General features: G+C 47.3%; 17 protein-coding genes and 2 pseudogenes. 10 read left to right on the top strand and 9 right to left on the bottom strand.

Annotation, left to right across the window (positions count from 1 at the left end; genetic code table 11):
• Positions 1-599 precede the first annotated feature (599 nt).
• The 6 genes and pseudogenes from AC56AD_RS02040 to dprA form a co-directional block, all read left to right on the top strand.
• A pseudogene (locus AC56AD_RS02040) lies at positions 600-1673 on the top strand (ISL3 family transposase); the annotation flags it as partial.
• Between the two features lie 517 nt (positions 1674-2190).
• Positions 2191-3432, top strand: a complete 1242-nt coding sequence (gene ltrA / locus AC56AD_RS02035) for a group II intron reverse transcriptase/maturase (protein WP_012507238.1) — start codon at positions 2191-2193, stop codon at positions 3430-3432.
• Between the two features lie 79 nt (positions 3433-3511).
• Positions 3512-3655, top strand: a pseudogene (locus AC56AD_RS02030) (transposase); the annotation flags it as partial.
• Positions 3656-4153: 498 nt separating this feature from the next.
• Positions 4154-5227, top strand: coding sequence for a type 2 isopentenyl-diphosphate Delta-isomerase (gene fni / locus AC56AD_RS02025; protein ID WP_012507237.1), 1074 nt, complete (start codon positions 4154-4156; stop codon positions 5225-5227).
• An 11-nt stretch (positions 5228-5238) separates the two neighbouring features.
• Entirely contained in the window at positions 5239-6237 is a 999-nt protein-coding gene (locus AC56AD_RS02020) for a polyprenyl synthetase family protein (RefSeq protein ID WP_041526627.1), read from the top strand.
• Positions 6238-6251: 14 nt separating this feature from the next.
• Positions 6252-7403: a DNA-processing protein DprA gene (gene dprA, locus AC56AD_RS02015; protein ID WP_012507235.1), complete on the top strand. Its 1152-nt coding sequence runs from the start codon at positions 6252-6254 to the stop codon at positions 7401-7403.
• Positions 7404-7420: 17 nt separating this feature from the next.
• Here dprA and AC56AD_RS02010 read toward each other — a convergent pair whose 3' ends face one another.
• Positions 7421-8140 carry an FkbM family methyltransferase gene (locus tag AC56AD_RS02010; protein ID WP_012507234.1) on the bottom strand — a complete coding sequence of 240 codons (720 nt, stop codon included), beginning with the start codon at positions 8138-8140 and terminating at the stop codon, positions 7421-7423.
• A gap of 374 nt (positions 8141-8514) precedes the next feature.
• On the opposite strand from AC56AD_RS02010, the gene AC56AD_RS02005 reads away from it, so the two are divergent.
• Genes AC56AD_RS02005 through AC56AD_RS01990 form a run of 4 tightly spaced genes read left to right on the top strand, consistent with a single transcriptional unit; the run spans position 8515 to position 10800 of the window.
• A complete protein-coding gene (locus AC56AD_RS02005) occupies positions 8515-9042 on the top strand; it encodes an OmpH/Skp family outer membrane protein (RefSeq protein WP_223293955.1) in 528 nt (175 codons plus the stop codon).
• 12 nt (positions 9043-9054) lie between these two features.
• Entirely contained in the window at positions 9055-9603 is a 549-nt protein-coding gene (gene lptC / locus AC56AD_RS02000; RefSeq protein WP_223293954.1) for an LPS export ABC transporter periplasmic protein LptC, read from the top strand.
• A gap of 16 nt (positions 9604-9619) precedes the next feature.
• Complete coding sequence (gene panD / locus AC56AD_RS01995) at positions 9620-10006, top strand: aspartate 1-decarboxylase (RefSeq protein ID WP_012507231.1); 387 nt, start codon at positions 9620-9622, stop codon at positions 10004-10006.
• Positions 10007-10041: 35 nt separating this feature from the next.
• Entirely contained in the window at positions 10042-10800 is a 759-nt protein-coding gene (locus AC56AD_RS01990) for a sugar phosphate nucleotidyltransferase (protein WP_012507230.1), read from the top strand.
• A gap of 44 nt (positions 10801-10844) precedes the next feature.
• On the opposite strand, the gene AC56AD_RS01985 is transcribed toward AC56AD_RS01990, so the two are convergent.
• From AC56AD_RS01985 to rbfA, 8 genes are all read right to left on the bottom strand, one after another.
• Complete coding sequence (locus AC56AD_RS01985) at positions 10845-11345, bottom strand: VOC family protein (protein ID WP_012507229.1); 501 nt, start codon at positions 11343-11345, stop codon at positions 10845-10847.
• Positions 11323-11676, bottom strand: coding sequence for a PAZ domain-containing protein (locus AC56AD_RS01980; RefSeq protein WP_012507228.1), 354 nt, complete (start codon positions 11674-11676; stop codon positions 11323-11325). The genes AC56AD_RS01985 and AC56AD_RS01980 overlap by 23 nt, the downstream gene beginning before the upstream one ends.
• Before the next feature lie 11 nt (positions 11677-11687).
• Positions 11688-12272, bottom strand: a complete 585-nt coding sequence (gene gmk / locus AC56AD_RS01975) for a guanylate kinase (protein WP_012507227.1) — start codon at positions 12270-12272, stop codon at positions 11688-11690.
• A 4-nt stretch (positions 12273-12276) separates the two neighbouring features.
• Positions 12277-13164, bottom strand: a complete 888-nt coding sequence (locus AC56AD_RS01970) for a YicC/YloC family endoribonuclease (RefSeq protein ID WP_012507226.1) — start codon at positions 13162-13164, stop codon at positions 12277-12279.
• A gap of 90 nt (positions 13165-13254) precedes the next feature.
• Positions 13255-13524, bottom strand: coding sequence for a 30S ribosomal protein S15 (gene rpsO / locus AC56AD_RS01965; protein ID WP_012507225.1), 270 nt, complete (start codon positions 13522-13524; stop codon positions 13255-13257).
• Positions 13525-13572: 48 nt separating this feature from the next.
• Positions 13573-14535 carry a bifunctional riboflavin kinase/FAD synthetase gene (locus AC56AD_RS01960; RefSeq protein WP_273278034.1) on the bottom strand — a complete coding sequence of 321 codons (963 nt, stop codon included), beginning with the start codon at positions 14533-14535 and terminating at the stop codon, positions 13573-13575.
• A gap of 18 nt (positions 14536-14553) precedes the next feature.
• The gene (gene truB / locus AC56AD_RS01955) at positions 14554-15279 is read right to left on the bottom strand and encodes a tRNA pseudouridine(55) synthase TruB (protein ID WP_012507224.1); all 726 of its coding nucleotides are present in this window, start codon (positions 15277-15279) and stop codon (positions 14554-14556) included.
• A 26-nt stretch (positions 15280-15305) separates the two neighbouring features.
• The gene (rbfA, locus tag AC56AD_RS01950; RefSeq protein WP_012507223.1) at positions 15306-15665 is read right to left on the bottom strand and encodes a 30S ribosome-binding factor RbfA; all 360 of its coding nucleotides are present in this window, start codon (positions 15663-15665) and stop codon (positions 15306-15308) included.
• Between the last annotated feature and the right edge of the window lie 8 nt (positions 15666-15673).

The raw sequence follows: 15673 nt of genomic DNA, 5'->3' as shown, positions 1-15673 counted from the left end.
TCCCTACTTCAACTTCATGACCCTGATTGTACTGTCATATAAATGTAATGCTCAAGTGATCATGAATATGGATACTATAAAAATCCTTTAAAATATCCAGAAAACTTTCCCAACCTACCTGATAGAGGGATTTTGAGATTTGCAATATTCGGCATATTTTTCAACCTCAAATTTTTCAAATTTCAATAGGAATCCGCTTCACAACACCACCTTATCATATTTTTTCAGAATCATTTGAACTCAAATAAAATAATACTGTCACTGATTTATAGTACTAACACCAAAAGTAGCGAGTAAATCTGTATTTTTCAAACAATATTTGACAACGAAATTATAGTATGCCCATTTTACCAGCTTTATTTCTTTTCTCTATACTGTTCAAAAAAAGTCATGTCCGGTTCATAAACCGTCCTTGGTGTAACACCAAGCCCTACTTTTTCCTTAAAGCTTCGAGCACTGGTCCAAACCATTTAACAAACTCTGTCTTACCTATTCTTTTTTTAGTCATATTATTTTATTTTTTATACGGCTCTCCGCATAATTTAGTGGAATGATGGGATAAAATTGTAGACTGCAGTATTTCAATCCTAACCACCAAGATGCAAAAACTAACCGAGCATTACCAGCAATTACTGGGATTTCCTGCCATCTGGGAGGTCGATGATGTCAACCTTTCCGTTTCTGGTCTGAAGATAGAAGTTCACCTCCGTTTTGTAGGCGATGAAGTAATATGCCCTCAATGTGGGGTGCGCGGGAAAGCCTATGACAAGGCCCCTGAACAACGTTGGCGGCATCTTGATACCATGCAGTTTGAAACCATCATCATAGCACGCATTCCCCGTTGTCAGTGCGAAACGTGTGGTGTGAAGACCATAGCAGTCCCTTGGGCGGCCCCCCATTCCCGTTTTACCCTCATGTTTGAAGGTTTTGCCGTTGCTCTGCTCCAGCACTGTTCCAGTGTACAAGCGGCCTCAAATATACTCAAGCTTGATTGGCATGCTGTGGATCAGATTATGAAACGTGCTGTAGAGCGAGGACTTCTACGCCGTGAGCCCGATGATGTAGTGCATGTAGGTATGGACGAAAAAAGCTTCAGGTCGGGCCAGAAATACATCACCATACTCAATGATCTTGATAAAAGCCGAGTACTTGATGTCATTGAGGATCGGACACTGACAGCAACGAAAAAGCTGTTAGGAACCCTTTCAAAACAACAACGAAAGGCAGTTAAGTCGGTATCGCTGGATATGTGGCAAGCCTTTGCAACAGCTACACATAAGCTCCTTCCTGCGGCTGATATTGTTCACGACCGGTTTCACATCAGCAAATATCTTAATGACGCAGTTAACAAGGTTCGGCATCAGGAATCACAGGAACTGAAGAAAGATGGGGATACAAGGTTGGTTGGCTCGAAATACACCTGGCTTCGAAATCCCGAAAAGATGACCAAGAGCCAAAAAACACGGTTTAACGAGTTGATAGCATGCGAATTTAAGACCGGTGTGGCTTGGGTGTTGAAGAATATCTTTCGTGATTTCTGGAACTGCTCATCAGGACTGAGGGGCGAGATATTTTTCGCGTACTGGTGTGAGTTAGTCGACAAGACAAAACTGAAGCCACTGATAAAAGTGAAAGATATGATGGAACGTCATAAAGGGAACATTCTCAATTACTGTGCGCTGTAGCCAAGCATTATAAGAGATGAGGGAAGTCCCCTCGCATTCGGCTTGCAGGAGCAGGGTGCAAACCACCGTAAGCGGCATTAGTCAAAAGCCCTTGTCGTGAGCGTTACGGAAAAGGCATCGTAAAGATGTCAGGTGTGAGCCAAGGAAGACGAGTACAAACAAACTGCCGTGAACGTGTCGAAAAGATTAAGATGACATCAAAACTGAAGGGAGTAGTTAATTCAGGAAAAGTTTGGCGGAAACCTGTTTACTGGCCAAGCGGTGTCCGGCATAAAGGCAGCGTGATCCTGGTTCGGGCTCTTGTATTGAACTACAGGAACCTTCGTTGGCGATGCAAAGGGAAAGGCGCAAGTGTAAAAAGCGAGGCCGATAATACCAATGCGCCATCAAGGGACGGAGCGACTCGTACGAGCAATGAAAGCCTTGTAATGAGGCTGGAGCAAAGGGGTCGCGTCATCTGGTCATACAGTCATGTCAACTGTGCAAACAGAAGGAGCTTTTCGGTATGACAAAGCCATATGAAATTTCCAAAGAACTTGTCTTGAAAGCGTATCAACAAGTGAAATCTAATGGAGGTGCAGCCGGTGTAGACCGAGAATCGTTACAGGCATTTGAAACAAAACTGAAAGACAACCTGTACAAGGTATGGAACAGGCTCAGTTCCGGCAGTTATTTTCCGCCGCCGGTAAGGGGTGTGGGCATTCCGAAGAAATCTGGAGGAGTGCGTATGCTTGGTGTTCCAACCGTGGCGGACAGGGTAGCTCAAAGCGTTGTAAAAATGGTGCTTGAGCCCATATTGGAACCAGTTTTTCATGAAGATTCGTATGGTTATCGTCCGGGGCGTTCAGCTCATGACGCTATAGCTGTAGTGAGGAAGAGAAATTGGGAATATGATTGGGTTGTAGAATTCGACATCAAGGGGCTGTTTGATAACATCGATCATGAGTTGTTAATGCGCGCTCTTCGGAAACATTGCCAAACTCCTTGGGTTTTTCTTTACGTAGAGCGGTGGCTAAAGGCACCGATGGAGACCCCGGAAGGTGAGCTGATAGAACGGACAAAAGGAACGCCCCAAGGGGGAGTGGTGAGTCCACTGTTGGCGAACCTGTTTCTGCACTATGCGTTTGACCGGTGGGTGAGCGAAAATCTACCCGGTGTGCCGTTTTGTCGGTACTCCGATGATGGCGTTCTTCACTGTAAAAGCAAGATACAGGCAGAGCTGGTAAAGCGAAAGATTGGTGAGCGTTTTCGTGAGTGCGGATTAGAGTTACACCCTGATAAGACGCAAATAGTGTATTGCAGGGATAGCAATCGCAAGGACGAGCATCCAGTAAATCAGTTTACATTTCTTGGTTTTACCTTCTGTTCACGGGAAGCCAAGAAGAAAGATGGAACTTACTTTATTGGGTTTCTGCCGGGAGTAAGCCGGGATGCACTGCGACACATGCGGCAGACGATCAGAAGGTGGAAGCTACAGCTCAAAAACAGCTTGGAACTTGCGGATTTATCAGCACAGTTCAACCCGATACTGAGGGGATGGAAGAACTACTACACGCGATTTTACGGTTCAGCAATGGCTCCGGTTTGGCAACACATGAACTATTACTTGGCACACTGGATGATGAGAAAGTACAAGCAATTGAGTGGGCACAAAACCAGAGCAAGCAGAAAACTGCGACTTCTGGCGGAAGAGAATCCAAACTTATTTGCGCATTGGAAAGCGGGGTATACCTCGATGGCTAGATGATGGGAGCCGGATGAGCGGGGACGTTCCTGTCCGGATCTGCGAGGGGCTGGAGGTGAAATTCCTCCGGTCTACTCACCTCAAACATCAAGTCAGCAACGCTATATCGGAAGGAATAAACAGCAAAATCCAGTTAATAAAAGCAACTGCTCGAGGGTTTCGAGGCTTCGAAAGCTATCGAACAAGGATCCTCTTTTACTGTGGGAAACTGGATATGAAAATCTGAGGGTGCCGTAAAATGAAATTTCTTTTCCATTAAAATGCGCGAAGAGCCTTTTATACAATACTTTGCATTTCGTGTCTTGCAGGTAATGCTGTCTGACTTACTGATAAGCTGGATGAGATAGTTTGGCGCTAAAATAATAGTACGTAGCAAATCAAGCTTAACAAATTTGGTATTGTAGGTCAGTAATCAGAATAAGCAATAAATGCCTTTTTACATCAATTTTTTCAGGTTTTGAGACTTTGACCTCAACAAGGAAAATACTTGACGCCATCAAAAATAGCCCGCCTTGTGCCAGATCGCATCACGGCAGCAAGTACCCCTAACTGAAAACACAGCCCGGCAACGCCCGCAAACACGCTGCAGCCCCTTCGAGCGCAACAATAAAGGGTGGCTGAACCTCTTCTGTTATTGCGTACTCATGTTTATGGTATATATTACTGGATTAAATTTTAAAACCGCAACTATCACCAATCCTGCAAGAGGGGCATCCGGGACGGCATGAGCGAAACAGCAAACAGCAGAACAACCGAGCGCAAGCAGGATCACATCGAGATCTGCCTGCATGGCGACGTTGTCTTTAACGGAAAAACGACGGGGTTTGAGCGCTTTGCCTTTGAGCATGCTGCGTTGCCGGAGATCTCGTTTTCCGATATTGATCTTTCGACCTCTTTTCTTGGAAAGAGCATCGGCGCACCGCTGATGATCTCGTCAATGACGGGTGGGTACAGCGAAGCGGCAACACTCAACCAGCGCCTTGCTGAGGCGGCTGAACGGTTTGGGATTCCGCTTGGGGTGGGCAGTATGCGGCAGGCGCTGGAAAACCGTTCGTACCGGGAGAGCTTTGCTGTTGTACGGAAATATGCGCCGACTGTACAGATTTTTGCGAACATCGGAGCGCCAGAGGTTGCGAAGGGGCTGACGGAAAGCGAGATCAATACCATGCTGGAGCTGCTGAGGGCTGATGGGCTGATTGTCCATCTGAATGCCGCACAGGAGCTTTTTCAACCTGAAGGGAATACCGATTTCCGCCATGTGCTTGAACAGCTTGCTCTACTCTCTGCCAAAATTCCGGTGCCGGTTCTTGTGAAAGAGGTTGGATGCGGCATTTCGGCATCTGCTGCGCGGCAGCTCATTGCGGCTGGAGTAAAGGCGATTGATGTTGCCGGCGCAGGAGGCATCAGTTGGCAGAAGGTTGAGGAGATTCGCTATACCCGGCAGTTTGGCCAGGAGAGGCGCTTCAGCCTGCAGGCTCTGGATGAGCTGCTGAACTGGGGAATTCCTACGGCACAATGCCTGATTGATATTGGCGCTCTGAAAAAAGAGTCGCCCGGTTTGAACGGAATTGAAATCGTTGCTTCAGGAGGTGTCGGGAGTGGTATGGATGTCGCCAAATCCCTCGCCCTTGGAGCACAACTGGCCGCTTCGGCAAGAGCTCTTCTCAAAGCTCTTCATGACGGTGTTCTTGAAGAGACCATTACATCCTGGCTGAACGATCTCAGGGCAGTCATGTTCCTGACCGGAACCGCAACCATAGCGGAGCTTCGGCATAAAACCCTTATCACTAAACCATGAGCGATTTTACCATGCATGAAGCCCTGACACAGGAACTTGTCGAGAACAAGTACCGTCTTTACCTGTCGAGAATCAATAGTGCTCTCGGAAACTGTTTCGTCAGGGAGAGCCCGATCACCCTGTACGCTCCGGCCAGATATATTCTTGAAGGAAAAGGAAAGAGAATCCGTCCGTTTCTTACACTGCTTGCTTCGGAGGCCGTATGCGGCTCTTCGGAACATGCGCTCAATGTTGCACTTGCGGTTGAAATCCTCCATAATTTCACCCTGATTCATGACGACATCATGGATCAGGCGGAGCTCCGCCACGGCAGACCGACCGTGCACCGGCGGTGGAACACCAATGCCGCTATCCTCACGGGTGATATGATGATTGCCTACGCCTATGAACTCGCCCTTGAGGCACAAAGTGAACGGCATGGAGAGCTGGTGCATATTCTCAATGATGCCAATATCACTATTTGTGAAGGCCAAGCCCTTGATATAGAGCTTGAAGAGAAAAATGATGCCACAATTGCCGACTATCTCGACATGATCGCAAAGAAAACCGGACGGCTTATTTCAGCCGCTCTTGAAGCTGGTGGCGTTGCGGGCGATGCGACGGATGAGCAGTTGCGGAGTCTGGTGCTTTTCGGTGAAAAAATTGGCCAGGCGTTCCAGATACAGGATGATTATCTTGACATCATGGCCGAAGATGGAAAGTCCGGGAAGATGGCTGGCGGTGATATCATCAATGGTAAAAAAACCTATCTCTTGCTGCGCTCTCTTGAATTGACGTCAGGCAAAGAGCGTGATCTGCTGAACTTCATCATCAGCAATAAAGGCATTGAGGCCCAGAGAGTTCCTGAGGTTAGGGCTATCTATCAACAGTGCGGCGTCCTGGAAGAGACGGCATCACTGATTAACCGTACGACCGAAGAGGCGCTCTCGGCAATTGACGGGCTCCCCTATGCGGAAGGACGAGAGTATCTTAAAGGATTTGCGAATATTCTGATGAAGAGGGACTTCTAACCATTCTGTGCACTATGTCACTCCCCGCTGCAATGGAAGAGCGGATTCTGCTGCTTGCCCTGACGCTTATTCCGGGTATAGGCCCTGCAAGAATCAAGGCGATCACAACATTCCTGCATAATCGACTGGCTGATGTACTCCACTGCGACGTGGGAGAGCTTATACAGGTGTCGGGCATCGGGGAATCTCTGGCCCGGCAGATGCACCATTTTCTTCACCATGCGGAGACAAGGGAGAAGGCCCTGGCAAGTGCGGAACAACAGATTGCTGAACTGCCGCGCCACCACGCTGAGCTGATTACCATTCTTGACCCCAACTACCCTGCACTGTTAAAAGAGATCTATGATCCGCCTCCCTGCCTCTTTGTGCGGGGAAAGCTGCCTGATACAAACCAGCCGGGCCTTGCTGTTGTCGGTACGAGATATGCCTCGCAATATGGCAAACAGGTTACGGCTCTGCTCTGCCGTGATCTGGCCAATTGTGGTGTCGTTGTTTTCAGCGGACTGGCTTATGGTATCGATATGGTTGCACATACAGCGACCGTGGAAAATGGGGGAAGAACGGTGGCTGTGCTTGCAAGCGGCGTGGAGAGCATCTATACCGATCCAAAAGGAAAACTCTGGCCGAAAATTGTTGAGAACGGCGCTCTCATTTCGGAGGAGTGGTTTGGTTCAGAACTCACACCGGGAAAATTCCCGAAACGCAATCGAATTATATCGGGCATAACCTCCGGCACCATTGTGGTGGAGTCGGATCTGAAGGGGGGCTCACTCATCACGGCATCTTCGGCTCTTGAGCAGAACCGGGAGGTCTTTGCTGTGCCAGGAAGCATCTTCTCCCGAACGTCACGGGGAACAAACCGGCTTATCCAGCAGGGTTCAGCCAAAGCGGTCATGAGCGTTGATGATATCCTGACTGAACTTGGGCCGCAATTCGCAGAAAAGTGTTCCAGACCAGCCTTGCAGGATAACTCTCAGCAAGGCACATTGACCCCGATCGAACAGGCCATCATGCAATGCATGGAGAGGGAACCAATCCACATCGATACCCTTGCCGTCGCATCAGGTATTGATGTCTCCTCGCTTCTGGTGCACCTGTTTGAACTTGAATTGAAAGCGGCGGTTGTGCAACAGGCGGGACAGTTTTTCCAAAAAAAGTTTTTATAAGAATCGCATTCCCCCACTCAAGCTTCGCGGAGATACTTTTCATACGTATCAAGATGAATAAAAGAGTACTCCCTTGCTTTTTCAGTGATATAGAAAATCCTGTACCCGGCCTTATACAATTTATCAAGGGTATCTCTTGTTTTCTGCAACGGCACTGATGAAAATCGATGATGAAACTCTACCAAAAGTTGATAAACCGAAAGTTGAGCTGCAAGAAAATCATCAATAACTTCATATTCGGCAGCCTCAATATCCATTTTAAGAATATCAATATGAGAAACACCAAGCTCCGCCATCAATGTTGAAAGTCTTTTGACCGTTACATCTATACCGTCCCCTTCATCTTTAGCTCCTTCATTCATGACTGTAAGCATCGTTGATGAAGGCTTGCCTTTCGGCATACGAGGAAAAAGTTTCATTCTACCGTCCCTTCCGCCAATCGCATAGGGATAAAAATGAAATTGCGGAGAAAGATCCTGAGATTTGATCCACTCAATCCATCGCGGTGTCGGATCAAAAGCATGAACATTGCAGTTATAGGCGACAATCAAACCTTTATCAAACCCGATATCATCGCCTACTCCAAGTGAAAAAACCTCACTATTCCGGTCAATACCCACAGGACAAATGCGCCAGTCATGAATATTACAGCACTCGCATTGAAGCTCAACCCGAGCAGTTACTTCGTGGCCGAAAAGCTGTCGAACGCGTGTTTTGATTTTACTGTAAAAACCCATTATTATTTTTATTTATTGAACGACGGGGAGAGGTTCTATAACTCATCTTGATAATACACATAAATGCTTTCAAAAGAAACGAAGCGTTACAACGCAACTGAAGAGATCATGTACAGGCATTTTGGCCCGGAGAGGAACTGTCAACAGTTTGGCCTGCGTTTTTTTAAACCAAAATAATTGAATAAGATAGATTGATTTCTTTTAATGCAATGGCTCGTTGGGGCCTAATGGTTTTTCAGCTTTTTGTAGTTTTTTACCATGGAATTCTTACCTTTGGAGGTCTGATTGTGACCATTTGCGCATTCAAAAGATCTTGACACTGTTAATCCGCTAACTTTTAAACTTTAAAATTGATGATTCATTCAGGGAAATTTATGAAAATGTCTCGCCGTATCGTTATGGCGGTTGGCTTGAGTATGGTGCTTGTTGCCCCTCAATCCTTTGCCGCACAGGAGACAGGAAAAGTCAGTGTGGTCGATTCAGGAAAAATCCTGCAGCAACTGCCGGAAACAAAACAGGCTGATCTTACCTTGCAGACAACAGCCGCTCCGTTACAGAAAGAGCTCGATCGCCTGACCCAGGAGTATCAGAAATTAGTGGCCGCATATAGCCAACAGGCAGGCTCTCTGTCAAAAGCTGCAAGAGAGCTGAAGGAAAAAGAGATTGGGGCAAAAGCGATGGCTATCGACAAATATCGGCAGGAGAAGTTCGGACGTGGAGGTCTCGTTGAAAAGAAACAGCAGGAACTGCTTATTCCGATTCGCCAGAAAGTATTGGCTGCTGTTGAGGCTATAGCACAAAAAGAGGGATTTTCGCTGGTGCTTGAAAAAAATATTGCCATCTATGTGGCACCTGAAAATGATCTCACCTTCAAGGTGATGAACCAGTTGAATATCAAGTAATGATCTCCTGATTTGAAAAGAGTTATCGTTCTTTTTCTGCATGTTGTTCTGATTATGCTATCGGGATGCGGCAATCCGGTCAAGGAGCGCCGCTCTCCCGAAACAGGCTTCATTGGTCTTGACCATCCCGTTCAGGAGAGCTGGAAGGTCAGGATTGCTCTTACAGAAAACGGAGTCAGGCGTGGAGTCATTGAAGCGGGACACGGCGCGGAATACCGAAAAAACAAGAGTAGTGAACATCACCTTGACCAGGGGGTCAGGGTTGACCTCTTTGACATCAATGGCCATACAACGACGACCATCAGTGCCGGAAAGGCAGTCGTTCATGACAATCAGGATATTGAGGCCGAAGGGAATGTTATCATCACCTCGGAAGGCTCGACAGTGATAAAGACCGAGTACGTCAAACGAACCGCAAAAGATAAAATGATTCGTTCGGAGAGGTTTGTTACCATTACCAGACCTGGGGAAACTATTCGGGGAGAGGGCTTTGAGACCGATCAAGCCTTGAGAAGGTATCGGATTTTCCGGGGAAGCGGAGAGTCATTTATAAAACAATAATGAAGTTAGTCTGTTCATGAAATTACACATCCTGAAATCAAAAATCCACAACGCTATCGTGACCAGTGGCGATCTCGAATATGAAGGGAGCATCACCATTGATAATGAGCTTCTTGAGATGGTCGATATGATTCCCAACGAAAAAGTTCTTGTTGTCAACAACAATAACGGGGAGCGTTTTGAAACCTATATCATCAAGGGCGCTCATGGCTCAAGAGAAATTCAGCTCAACGGAGCGGCTGCCAGATGTGCTCTGGTTGGTGATGAAATCATCATCATGACCTTTGCCCTCATGGATGAGGCCGAAGCGAGAAACTATAAACCGATGGTTCTTATTGTCGACAAGGAGAACAATCCGAAGTCCCGGCATCATGTAGGCGAACAGGATGAACCGTTATCATAATTCCCTCCTCTATACCCCACAAGACAGAGCAATCAATGGCACTTGCAATCATCATTATGGCCGCAGGAAAAGGCACCCGAATGCAGTCAGATCTGCCCAAGGTGCTTCATCTGGCCAATGGGCGCCCTCTTATCGAGTATGTTCTTGATACAGCGAGCACTCTTGATCCCGACAAAACCATCCTTATTGTCGGACACCAGGCAGAACTGGTTGTAAAAGCTACCTCCAGGTATTACCTGACAGCAGCACGTCAGGAGCCACAGCTTGGAACTGGTCATGCCATCATGCAGGCAGAAACCCACCTCAGTAATTTTGATGGTGAGGTACTTATTCTCTCCGGCGATGCCCCACTGGTCAATCCGGATACACTGCGGGAACTGATCACCTTTCACCGTTCAAAAAATGGCGCAGCTACTGTCCTGACTGCAGAACTTCATGACCCAACCGGATATGGAAGAATCATCCGACAGGAGAGCGGCGACAGTGTTCTTAAAATTGTGGAACAAAAGGATGCTTCGAAAGAGGAGCTCTCTGTCCGGGAGATCAATTCCGGTGTTTACGTTTTCAACGCACGGCTTCTTTTTGATGCTCTTGCCAAAATCAACACGAACAATGCACAGAATGAGTACTATCTGACTGATGTGTTCGGCGTCTGCTTCCAGAGCGGCAGGCAGGTTTATGCTTTCAAGACCGACAATCCGGATGAAATTCTCGGTATCAATACCCCGGAACAACTGCTGGATGCAGAACGACTGCTGCTGCAAAAGATGAAGAAAAATCCGATCACTGAGTAATCGTGAAAAAGGAAAAGCCCCGACAAGTCGGGGCAAACAGAATCTTATTTTCGGGTGCGTCGTGGTTTTTGCTGCTCTGTCTCTTTTTTTGTCTTTTTACGGGTTCCCGTTACGAAAGAGTCGGGAGCAAGCAAATCAATATCTTTTATGCTCTCTCCCTGTATGCCGCTTTCGTGCATGGAGTAAAATTCGACCAAATTTCCATCAGGATCCATGACAAAAAAGGCTCTGCCCTCCCTGCGATGGGCGGGACGGGTCACCATATGCACGCCACACTCATCAAGATAGAGCGCTGCCGCATCTACTTCGGCGTCTGAGGCAAGCCGAAATCCAAAATGATCCACCCGTATATCCCGCGCGTCGGGGGATCCAGGGGTTTCGGCTTTGACCAGCACCAGCAGATCAGAATTGATACGCAGGTAGGTAATGTTTGCACCTACCCTGTGGTCAAGCTTGAGACCAAGAATGCCACCATAAAATTCTTCAGCGCTGCGCAAATCATTGACGCGAAGGGTTATCTGACTAATCCCCGTCAGTTTCATCATCTTCTTCTACTTGAATGATCTTTTTTTCTGCCGGTTTTTCCAGCGTGTAATTGTATTTCTGCGCGAAGTAGTCGGCAACAGCTTTATGCGATGACTTCTCACGAACTTCAAATTCAAGACTGATCGCTATCTGTTCAGGGAATATCTTGTCTGATTCTGATTCACTGCTGGGGTTGCGAATCATCTCTTTATAGGGAAGAAGCTTGTCTTCAAGTTCTGCCCGCTCTTCGTCATGTAATCTCTTTGCTTTTTTGGAAATGGCGACTACGGTCTCGTACAGGTTCGAGTGCGCACTTCTCAATTTATTCAGATCAACAGGTTTAACCGGCATTGTACTTTTTTTTACGTGTTTGAAAGAAATTTGCTGACTATCGCTGTGACCGCTTCAACCGCGTCGTCGAGATGATCGTTCACAATCACCTCATCAAAGCGGTCTGCATAACCCAGCTCCAGCCGGGCCCGCTCAAGCCGCGCTTTCAGACTCTCTTCATCTTCACTCTCCCGCCCTTTAAGTCTCTCTTCCAAAACCTCTATACTCGGAGGTTTTAAAAAGAGCAATAATGAGTTACCAGGGAAAAGCTGCCGCACATTCATCGCTCCCTTCACATCAAGATCAAGCAGCATATGGGTGCCTCTATCAATGATCTGTTCTGTTTTGTCGAGCAGCGTACCGTAATGGTTTCCAAAAAAGAACTCATGTTCAATAAAGCCACCGTTACGAATCTTTTCCTCAAATTCCTCTCTGGTGAGAAAATAGTAGTTAACCCCCTCCTGCTCCCCAGCTCTTTTCGTCCGGGTTGTGGCGGATACCGAAAACTGTATATTGGGGATGCGCTCAAGCACCATTGTGGCAATAGTGGACTTTCCCGTACCTGATGGCGCGGAAAAGACAATTAATTTACCCTTGTGCTGCAAGGCGTCAACCATAGCATTACTCTATATTTTGCAATTGCTCCCTGATTTTTTCAAGATCTTCCTTGATCTGAACAATTTTCTGGGATATTTCCGCATTCTGGGATTTTGATGCAATCGTATTTGCTTCGCGCAACTGTTCCTGAAGCAGAAAATTGAGTTTCCTTCCGGTACCACTCTCGTCGTTCTGCAACTCTTCAATAAAAAATTTATTGTGGCTGGCAAAACGGGTCAGCTCTTCGGTAATGTCGAGCTTGTCGGCGGCAAGAACCAACTCCATTTCAAGACGGTCACGGCTGTAAACCAAATCCTTTCCGGCAACAGCTTCCACTTTTGCAGCCAGCCTTGTTCGTACCGCTTCAAGGTTATCAGCCGCGAGCAAGGTGATGAGTTTAAGCGTGTTTTCGATTTCGGCTATTCTTCCTCTGAAGTCGATCGAAAGCTCTTCGCCTTCCCGGCGCCGCATTGCCTTGAGCCGTTCTATTGCTTCCTGCAGCAGATTTTTTACAAATGGCCAATGCTGATCGACTTGATCGAGTGAAGTCGTACCATTATCAAATATTTCTGGAAACCGCAACAGATGCTCAAGAAGAACAGGGGTTCCAAAACCGGCTTCCCTGTTGAGGGTATCGAGCAACTCTTTGTAGGCTTTTACTTTCGCAGTATTGATGCTGACGGGTATGGGTTGTGCATCATCAAGCTGAATTTGAATGAAAGCGGCGATTTTACCCCTCTGAAAATGGGCACGAATCATCTCCCTGACTTCGAGTTCAAACGAGAGTAATTGGCGGGGCAACTTGACACTGATTTCAGCAAAACGGTTATTTACTGACCGTAACTCCACAAGAGTCCGGACACCGCTTTCAACTGACTCCGCGCTGCCATATCCGGTCATGCTTTCCAACATAGTGTTTCCTGCTGCATTCCTGGTTAAAGAGATAACCTGCAGGGCAAAAACCCTGCAGAGATCGGGGCAAAATAAGTTGCGACGGCTCTCTTACTTGCGAAGATCAAGTTCAGCTATCACTTTGCGATAACGATCAATATCGATATTTTTCACGTAATTCAGCATTTTCTTGCGCTTTGCCACAAGCATCAGCAATCCGCGACGCGAATGCTTGTCTTTCGGGTGCAACTGCAAATGTCCAGTAAGATCGCTGATTCTACGGGTATATAAGGCAACCTGAACCTCGGATTTTCCGGTATTCTTCTCTGAAGCGCCAAACTGCTTGATTACGTCGGCTTTAAACTCTTTTGTCAGGCTCATATCTCTTCGTTTGTTATGTTAAATCGGTTGACCTTCAATATAATATTATTAACAATACAACTCCACCGTTTTTTTATCTTTTTCGATTTGCATTTTCAGCTCTTCAAGTGACGAAAATTTCCGTTCTTCCCTGATAAACTTGAGCAGCATGAAACAAATTGTAGAACCATAAAGGGTTCCGCTATATCCGAGAATGTGGGCTTCAACGGTTGTCATCCCTTCGGATGAAACCGTGGGACGAATACCGACATTCATGAGAGCCATGAAAGAGAGACCATCCAGCACCGTTTGGGCGAGATAGACTCCGGCACGGGGCAGGAGTTTGCCGGAATCCGAAAGTCTGAGGTTTACCGTCGGAAACCCGATTTCCCGTCCTCGCCGCTCACCATCAACCACTGTTCCGCTGATCATGTAGGGTGAACCAAGAAATGCATTGGCCTCTTCGATCTTGCCGTTTGCAAGCAGGACTCTGATTCGTGTGCTTGAAAAATGTTCATGCCCAATCATCACTTCGTTGACAACCTCCACATCAAAGCCGAGTTCACTGCCAAGCGTTTCAAGCGTTTTGCCACTCCCGCTCCTGTCACGGCCAAAAGCGTGATCGTAACCGACAATAATACTTTTGGCGCCAAGCAGTCCAACAAGAACATTGCGGATAAAGTCATCGGAGCTGCGCGATGCAAAATCAGGAGTGAAGCGTACAACAAACAGAAGATCGACACCTTCATCGGCAAGAAGGCTGATTTTTTCATCGAGCGTAGTGAGCAAGCCGAGAGGGCCTGAAACTGCGCCTTTGAGCACCCTTCTCGGGTGCGGTTCAAAGGTTACAATAACACTTCTCAAATTGCGGGCTTTTGCGATGGCAACCATGCGGGCAATAATCATCCTGTGCCCTTTGTGCACGCCGTCATAGGAGCCAACCGTCACGGCGGAAGCAGTAACTGAAAAGTCAATTGGAGTGGCTGAGCCATAACTGCAGATATGGCCCTTATCATACTCAACAATACGCATACTTGCGTGTATCTCCTCTCACCCCGGGAGGGCGTTTGATGCCTGCTGAAGAATATCTTCAACGGTGTCTGAAACTGTTTTGGCTGAACTCAGCGCATAAGGGCCAATAGAGACTCGTGTGAGGGAGGCCAGATAGCCTCCAACACCAAGCAGAGTGCCGAGTTCATGGGCAATAACCCTGATATAGGCTCCCTTGGAAACATGAAGGGAAAAATAGACCATCGGAAGCTCAACCCGGATAACCTCAAAACGGTGAATAACAATCTCTTTTGCTTTTCGCTCTTTGATCACCACTCCCTTGCGGGCATGCTCATAGAGGCGTTTTCCATTATGCCAGGCTGCAGAGTGCATGGGGGGTTGCTGCTGACGCCTCCCTTCAAAAGTTGAGGCTGCGATGCGAATCTCACTTTCCGTCAGATGTGCCACGCCGCACTGGCCATATTCCATCGTTTCAACATCGTGACTTTCCGTCATGGCGCCAAGCTTTATGGCTCCATCGTAAACCTTGTCGAGCACTTCGAGCGTTGCGATCTCTTTCGTCTTCTTTCCCGTCGCCAGGATAAGCAGTCCGGTCGCTTTTGGATCAAGGGTTCCACAATGACCAACCTTGCGCTTCAGACCGCTCTGCTTGTAGGTATTCCTGATTTTTGCGACCACATCAAACGACGTCCAGTCGAGTGGCTTGTCGATCAGGAGAAAACTGCCTTCATCAGGTAAAGGCTCCCTTATTCGCTGTTCATCCATGCACGCCCTTTACGCCCAGCTCCCGGTTAAACATTTTCTGCGGAACTTTTTCTCACCCCGCTCAAAAGCTGCTCAATGCGGTTTGCACGCTCATAGAGATGATCCTCATGGAATTCAAGTTCCGGAATACGCCTGAAATGGTGACGAATCTTCGAAGAGAGAATCTTCCGGATACTTTTTGTTTTATCCTGCAGTAAGGCCATGGCCTCCTGTTGTTCCTCAGGTGTACCAATAATTGAAACATAAGCTCTGGCTATGCTCAAATCGGCCGTAATCTTCACCTCGACAACGGTGATGATCGGGCCGCTGCGAGGAAGCTCTTTTTGCAGGATTGCTCCAAGTTCCTGCTGTAACAGGGATGCAACTCTCTCAGTACGTATCGACATAAATCAAC

The sequence above is a fragment of the Pelodictyon clathratiforme genome (assembly GCF_982375515.1).
Note: the sequence above shows the minus strand (reverse complement) of the source record. Positions and strands in the feature narration are given on the sequence as shown.

What these genes read in the sequence shown, in the direction of transcription:
- ltrA (WP_012507238.1), top strand. Translation starts at nt 2,191, where the DNA reads ATGACAAAGCCATATGAAATTTCCAAAGAACTTGTCTTGAAAGCGTAT.
- fni (WP_012507237.1), top strand. Translation starts at nt 4,154, where the DNA reads ATGAGCGAAACAGCAAACAGCAGAACAACCGAGCGCAAGCAGGATCAC.
- AC56AD_RS02020 (WP_041526627.1), top strand. Translation starts at nt 5,239, where the DNA reads ATGCATGAAGCCCTGACACAGGAACTTGTCGAGAACAAGTACCGTCTT.
- dprA (WP_012507235.1), top strand. Translation starts at nt 6,252, where the DNA reads ATGTCACTCCCCGCTGCAATGGAAGAGCGGATTCTGCTGCTTGCCCTG.
- AC56AD_RS02010 (WP_012507234.1), bottom strand. Translation starts at nt 8,140, where the DNA reads ATGGGTTTTTACAGTAAAATCAAAACACGCGTTCGACAGCTTTTCGGC.
- AC56AD_RS02005 (WP_223293955.1), top strand. Translation starts at nt 8,515, where the DNA reads ATGAAAATGTCTCGCCGTATCGTTATGGCGGTTGGCTTGAGTATGGTG.
- panD (WP_012507231.1), top strand. Translation starts at nt 9,620, where the DNA reads ATGAAATTACACATCCTGAAATCAAAAATCCACAACGCTATCGTGACC.
- AC56AD_RS01990 (WP_012507230.1), top strand. Translation starts at nt 10,042, where the DNA reads ATGGCACTTGCAATCATCATTATGGCCGCAGGAAAAGGCACCCGAATG.
- AC56AD_RS01985 (WP_012507229.1), bottom strand. Translation starts at nt 11,345, where the DNA reads ATGATGAAACTGACGGGGATTAGTCAGATAACCCTTCGCGTCAATGAT.
- AC56AD_RS01980 (WP_012507228.1), bottom strand. Translation starts at nt 11,676, where the DNA reads ATGCCGGTTAAACCTGTTGATCTGAATAAATTGAGAAGTGCGCACTCG.
- gmk (WP_012507227.1), bottom strand. Translation starts at nt 12,272, where the DNA reads ATGGTTGACGCCTTGCAGCACAAGGGTAAATTAATTGTCTTTTCCGCG.
- AC56AD_RS01970 (WP_012507226.1), bottom strand. Translation starts at nt 13,164, where the DNA reads ATGTTGGAAAGCATGACCGGATATGGCAGCGCGGAGTCAGTTGAAAGC.
- rpsO (WP_012507225.1), bottom strand. Translation starts at nt 13,524, where the DNA reads ATGAGCCTGACAAAAGAGTTTAAAGCCGACGTAATCAAGCAGTTTGGC.
- AC56AD_RS01960 (WP_273278034.1), bottom strand. Translation starts at nt 14,535, where the DNA reads ATGCGTATTGTTGAGTATGATAAGGGCCATATCTGCAGTTATGGCTCA.
- truB (WP_012507224.1), bottom strand. Translation starts at nt 15,279, where the DNA reads ATGGATGAACAGCGAATAAGGGAGCCTTTACCTGATGAAGGCAGTTTT.
- rbfA (WP_012507223.1), bottom strand. Translation starts at nt 15,665, where the DNA reads ATGTCGATACGTACTGAGAGAGTTGCATCCCTGTTACAGCAGGAACTT.